Annotated in this window: 5 protein-coding genes; 2 read left to right on the forward strand and 3 right to left on the reverse strand. The window is 62.5% G+C overall.

Going from position 1 to position 5,887, the window contains the following annotated elements:
- Positions 1-4 precede the first annotated feature (4 nt).
- A complete protein-coding gene (gene ramB / locus QKE30_RS10530; RefSeq protein ID WP_347934760.1) occupies positions 5-1,534 on the forward strand; it encodes an acetate metabolism transcriptional regulator RamB in 1,530 nt (509 codons plus the stop codon).
- A gap of 15 nt (positions 1,535-1,549) precedes the next feature.
- Here ramB and QKE30_RS10535 read toward each other — a convergent pair whose 3' ends face one another.
- From QKE30_RS10535 to QKE30_RS10545, 3 genes are all read right to left on the reverse strand, one after another.
- Positions 1,550-2,653, reverse strand: coding sequence for a hypothetical protein (locus QKE30_RS10535; RefSeq protein ID WP_239198964.1), 1,104 nt, complete (start codon positions 2,651-2,653; stop codon positions 1,550-1,552).
- A 173-nt stretch (positions 2,654-2,826) separates the two neighbouring features.
- Complete coding sequence (gene lpdA, locus QKE30_RS10540; RefSeq protein WP_347934757.1) at positions 2,827-4,257, reverse strand: dihydrolipoyl dehydrogenase; 1,431 nt, start codon at positions 4,255-4,257, stop codon at positions 2,827-2,829.
- A gap of 132 nt (positions 4,258-4,389) precedes the next feature.
- Positions 4,390-4,623: a hypothetical protein gene (locus tag QKE30_RS10545; RefSeq protein ID WP_347934758.1), complete on the reverse strand. Its 234-nt coding sequence runs from the start codon at positions 4,621-4,623 to the stop codon at positions 4,390-4,392.
- Between QKE30_RS10545 and QKE30_RS10550 the strand changes: the two genes are divergently transcribed.
- Positions 4,610-5,842 (forward strand): alpha/beta hydrolase family protein, encoded by a 1,233-nt coding sequence (locus QKE30_RS10550; RefSeq protein WP_347934759.1) that lies wholly within the window; start codon positions 4,610-4,612, stop codon positions 5,840-5,842. The genes QKE30_RS10545 and QKE30_RS10550 overlap by 14 nt on opposite strands.
- Positions 5,843-5,887 lie beyond the last annotated feature (45 nt).

Here is a 5,887-nt window from a genome sequence, read left to right on the forward strand (position 1 = left end):
CACCATGGGAAAACCGACTGAACGCAGATCTGCACGCACCTCAGAACGCACCCCTACGCGCGCCCCAGAGCGCACAACCGAGCGCCCCTTCGTCGGTTCCCGCCTTCGCCAACTACGCAAGGAACGCGGAATCTCCCAGGCCCGCCTCGCCGAGATTCTGGACCTCTCCGCCAGCTACGTGAACCAGATCGAGCACGACGGGCGCCCGCTGACCGCCGCCGTGTTGGAGCGCATCACCGCCGCCTTCGGTATCGACCCAACCTTCTTCGCCGACCAAGACTCCACTCGCCTACTGGCGGAAGTCCAGGACGTCACCCTGGACCCGGAGATCAGCCCCACCCCGGCAGACGTCACCGAACTCGCAGCACTAGTGAAGAACCACCCGGATCTGGCTCGCGCCTTCGTGGATCTCCACTCGCGCTACCGGAACGTCTCGGACACCCTCTCGCTGCTCACAGAGGAGCGTGTGCAGGGCTCCGCCATCCTCTCCATCACTCCCAAGGGTGAGCTCTTCGGCCGGGCCTCCGGGCCAGAGGCGTTCTCCATGCCGCACGAGGAAGTCCGCGACTTCTTCTACGCCCGGCAGAACTATATCGATGTTCTGGATGTAGCGGCGGAGAAGTTGGCGTCCAAAATAAACATCGGGGCGAACCAGATACACCACACAGAACAGATCATCGCCGAACGGCTACAACAGGTGCACCAAGTGCAGGTGATTTACTCGCGCGACCTGGGCGATACGCAGCACAAGTTCGACCCAAAGCGAAAGACTCTCCACGTGTCGGCGAAGATGCGCCCCGGGCAGATCGCATTCCGGCTGGCTACCGAGCTGGCATTCCTGGAGGCCGGAACGACCATCGACTCACTGGTGGAGCTGGGGCACTTCCAGTCCGAGGAGTCCCGCGCTCTCGCCCGGCGCGGCCTGGCCAGCTACTATGCCGCAGCACTGCTACTGCCCTACCGGCAGTTCCACAGCTCCGCGGAGGAATCGCGCTACGACCTGGAGTTCCTTATGCGCGAATACGGCGTGGGCTACGAGACTGTCTGCCACCGCCTCTCCAGCCTGCAGCGCCCCAGCCTGCGTGGTGTGCCCTGGACCTTCGTGCGCGTGGACCGTGCGGGCAACATGTCCAAGCGCCAGTCGGCGACGGGCCTGCACCTTTCCAACTCCGGCGGCACATGCCCGCTGTGGAATGTGTACGAGACGTTTAGCTACCCGGGTAAGATCATGCGGCAGATCGCGCAGATGCCCGACGGGCGGACCTACCTATGGATCGCCCGCACCGTGAACCACCACCGTGCGGCATGGGGCCAGCCGGGCAAGATGTTCGCCATCGGTTTGGGCTGTGAGCTGCGGCACGCCGACCGGACGGTGTATTCGGACGGTCTGGACCTAGAGGACACGTCCGCGGCGGTGCCGATCGGCTCCGGTTGCCGGCTGTGCCCGCGCGATAACTGCCCGCAGCGCGCATTCCCGCCGATCCACCGCTCGTTGGAGATCGACCCGCACCGTTCGAGTGTGTCGCCCTACTAGTTCGCCCCACTAGCGCTAGTCGCCGTCGAAAAGCCCGACGATCTGCCTGCGCTGCAGTTCGCGGCGGTTATATGTGGCCTCGCGCACCGATTCGTCGGTATCGAAGCTCGAGCCGAGCGCCCCGCCGAGGGTACCTAGTGACGCCGCAAACCATGCCAGCGTCAAGTAATCCAGTGGCGTGATAGTGGAGTTCACTCGACTTTCGAAGAAGGGCACCGGCACAACGGCGGCGCTGACCAGCAGCATTGTTAGGTAGATCAGGGCATACACGCCCGTTGCGGAGATCAATACCGTACCGGTGGTGGCCAGGTTATCCATCCGGGCGCGCCACCACTCGACGCTGTCGGAGGAAGCCTGTGTGGAGGTTGCATCGGCGCCGACGCTCAACACGGACGGTTCCGCCTTACGGCTATATCCCCCATTCCACAGGCCGTTCTTATAAATCAACCAGAAGGTCAGCAGGGTGATGGAAAGGATAGTGATCATGATCTGCCGCCACGGGCTAATCAGGTAGGACATCTCCCACACCGAACCGTAGAATATGCCGAAGCCGCCGGTGGCCACGCCCGTGGCCAGGCAGCTGGAGAGCACCTTGATCAACTGGCCGGGGCGGTTACCGCGGATCATCCCCAGCAGCAGGCGCAGGGTGCGCCCACGGCCTTCGAGTACGCGGGTGGTATCGGCCTCTACGTCGCCGCCCTCGATCTCGTCTACACCCTTTTCGCGCTGGCCGGCTCCGGCGTGCTTGCCGCAGACCAGGCGTGACAGTTCCTGCCGCAGCCCCTCCTTGGCACGCAGCAGGCCGAAGGCGGGCAGGCACAGCATGGTGGCTTTGCCCTGCTCGACGGTCTGGCTGATTACCGGTCTGCGGGTGGTCAGCGGCAGGTCGGTGACGTACACCAGGCGGTCCCAGCCGTAGTCGCGCAGGATTCCGGGGGCGGTGTCGGCGAGGCGGACGTTGCCGAACTCGTCCATCGGCAGCGTTCCGGTGCGGAATTCGAGGATGGGCTTGGTTCCGGAGACGTGATTCTCCGAGGCCTTTGCTAGCTGTTGGAGCATGGCGCGTACGCGCACCGCTGGCAGTCCTCGGTCTGCCAGCAAGCCAATCTTCTCTGGCAAGTCTGGGCACCAATCGTGGCAGGGGGAGGGATTCGGAGGGATTTGCTCGAAATCCTACTCTACCTGCGCCTTAACAGGGAAATGCTGGCCGTTAAACGCAAAACCGGCCCGCGCCCCTTCCGAGGGAAGCTTCCGGTACAGGCGCGGGCCGGCCAGTGAGCCGATGAATCCTCTTAGAGGTTGATCATGTGGCCGCCGGCGATGCCGTGGGCGGCTTCCTTCATGGCCTCCGACAGGGTCGGGTGCGTGTGCACGTTGCGGGAGATCTCCTCGGCCGTCAGGTCGAAGCGCTGTGCCAGGGTCAGCTCCGGCAGCAGTTCGGAGACATCCGGGCCGACCATGTGGGCGCCCAGCAGTTCGCCGTACTCAGCGTCTGCTACCAGCTTCACAAAGCCCACCGCGTGACCCAGGCCCTGTGCCTTGCCGTTGGCGGTGTAGGGGAAGGTGGCGACCTTCACCTCGCGGCCTTCCTCCTCTGCCTGCTTCTTGGCGGCTTCCTCGGTGTAGCCGAAGGATGCAACCTGCGGGAAGCAGAAGGTGGCGCGCGGCATCATCTGGTAGTCGCCGAGCAGCTCGGTCTCCTCGCCTGCGATGATCTCGGCGGCAACCACGCCCTGCGCTTCGGCAACGTGTGCCAGCTGCAGCTTGGCGGTGACGTCACCGATGGCGTAGATGTGCGGAACGCTGGTGCGCATCTCGTCGTCGATGTCGATTGCACCGCGCTCGGTCAGCTTCACACCGGTGTTCTCCAGGCCGAAGCCCTCCACGCGGGGTGCGAAGCCGATGGAGACCATCACGCGGTCTGCCTTCAGCGTCTCAGTCTTGGAGCCGTCGGCGGACTCGATGTCCACCTCCACGCCCTTGTCTTCGCCCAGGTCGCGGACGGCGGTGGTCTTGTGACCTGTCTTCAGGGTCACGCCCAGCTTCTTGTACGCGCGAGCGATTTCCTTGGAAACGTCCTTGTCCTCGTTCGGCAGGACGCGATCCATGAACTCAACAACCGTGATGTCTACGCCGAAGTTGGACAGCACGTAGGCGAATTCCATGCCGATGGCACCAGCGCCGATAACGACCATGGAGTCCGGCTTGTTCTCGTCCAGGATCTGCTCTTCGTAGGAGACGATGTTGCCGCCCAACTCCACGCCCGGCAGGGACTTAACAACGGAACCGGTGGCAATGATGCAGTTGTCGAAAGTGATGGTCTTGCCTGCGTCGTCACCGTCGGAGACCTCAATGGTCTTATCGTCAACAAAGTTGCCGCGGCCGTGAATCTCCTGAATCTTGTTCTTCTTCATCAGGTAGTGCACGCCCTTGACGATGTTGCCCGAGACCTTGCGGGAACGCTGGTGCGCAACCTTAAAGTCCATCGAGATGTTGTCGCCGGAAATGCCGTAGGTCTTGGCTTCCTTGGTGATGGTGTGCGCAAGTTCGGCGTTGCGGATCAGCGCCTTCGAGGGAATGCAGCCCACGTTGAGGCATACGCCACCCCAGTACTGCTTTTCGATAACAGCGGTCTTCAGACCCAACTGAGCGGCGCGAATCGCCGCTACGTATCCGCCAGGGCCTGCTCCGAGTACTACTACGTCAAAATGTTCTTTAGCCACAAGTCCCAAGGGTACTTAATGTTTGTCGCTCGTGTTTATCGGGCTCGCCGTTGTTATTGACGTTCTTACTGACGCCACCCGCCTCCCGCAGCCCACGTCATCCCACATCAACCCACATCCCCGCTTTTGGGTTTAGAAGAAAAACTTTTCCCTCACTTGGGTTCCCAAAAATCCTGCAAATTGGGTAAAGTCCTTTTTGTCCTTAGAGATTTGCTGTGGATTTCTTGAATATTCCCCGAATATCAGCCAGAAACGCCCTGCAAGTCTTTTCCACACGTTCGACTGAGCACCCCGCGCCCCGGGCAAGAAATACTGACGTTTTCCCAGCGTGCCCCACAGAAGGATCAATTCTATGAAGCGAAGCATCGTCCGCACTCTCGCCACTGTCACGGCTGCGATCGCCCCGTTCGCAACCGTCGCGGTCACCGCACCGGCTACCCAGGCCGCTAGTGTCTCCGCCGCCCAGAAGGCAGACGGCATCGCGCCGGCAACGCTGAAGATGAACTCCACGACTCCGAACCAGCCGGCAGAATCCACCACGTGGCGTAAGAACATCAACGCGCTGCGTGCCAACGGGTTCGACAACGTGCAGGAGGTCTCCGCTTACTCCCCGTCGATGAAGCGCCACATCCCGCTGGTCGTCATCCAGCCGAAGGACAAGGCAAAGCGCGACAACGCTCCGACCCTGTACATGCTCAACGGCGCGGACGGTGGCGAAGGCATCGCCAACTGGCTCCGCCAGACCGACATCGTCACTTACTACGGCGGCAACGAGGACGCTAACAAGGGCACCGTCAGCCCCGGCATTGGCGCCAACATCGTGATCCCTATGAGCGGTGCATACTCCTACTACACCGACTGGATCACCGAGCCGAACACTCCAGCGATTAAGGGTCCGCAGAAGTGGGAGACCTTCCTTACTCGCGAGCTGCCACAGGCCATCGAACCGGCTCTGAAGGCTAACGACAAGCGCGCGATCGCCGGCATGTCCATGACCGGCACCACCTCCCTGCTGTACGCGCAGCACCACCCGGGCTTCTACGACTCGGTCGGTTCCTTCTCCGGCTGTGCTGCAACCACCACGGGCCTGACCCCGCAGTTCATCGACCTGGTTCTGAACCGCGGCGGCACGGACTTCACCAAGATGTGGGGTCCGGTCAACGGTAAGGTGGCTCGCGACAACGATGCTCTGATCAACGCTCACAAGCTGAGCGGCCAGAAGAACATCTACGTCTCCACCAGCTCCGGGTTCCCCGGTGAGCACGACATGCCGTGGTCCGAGCGCGTGAACGGCCAGCTGTCCTCCGCAGCTCCGGTGATCTTCGAAGGCGCCGTCATCGAGGGCGCCACCAACGCCTGCACCCGCGACCTGGCCCGCCGGACCAATGAATTGGGCATTCCAGTGAACTACAACTTCCGCCCGGCAGGCACCCACCAGTGGGGCTACTGGCAGGACGACCTGCGCGGCTACTGGGGCGACCTGGTTGCCGGCCTGGGCACGGGCGTCAAGCGCCCGCCGCTGGTGCCGACCAAGCCGATCTCGCCAGAGCAGTTCTGGGAGGGCTCCACCGCGGGCTCCCGCTAGTTCTCAGGCGCTCTCACACAGCGCCAGATAGCAACACAACCAGAT

Source organism: Corynebacterium sp. c24Ua_83 (assembly GCF_039907245.1).
GTDB lineage: Bacteria > Actinomycetota > Actinomycetes > Mycobacteriales > Mycobacteriaceae > Corynebacterium.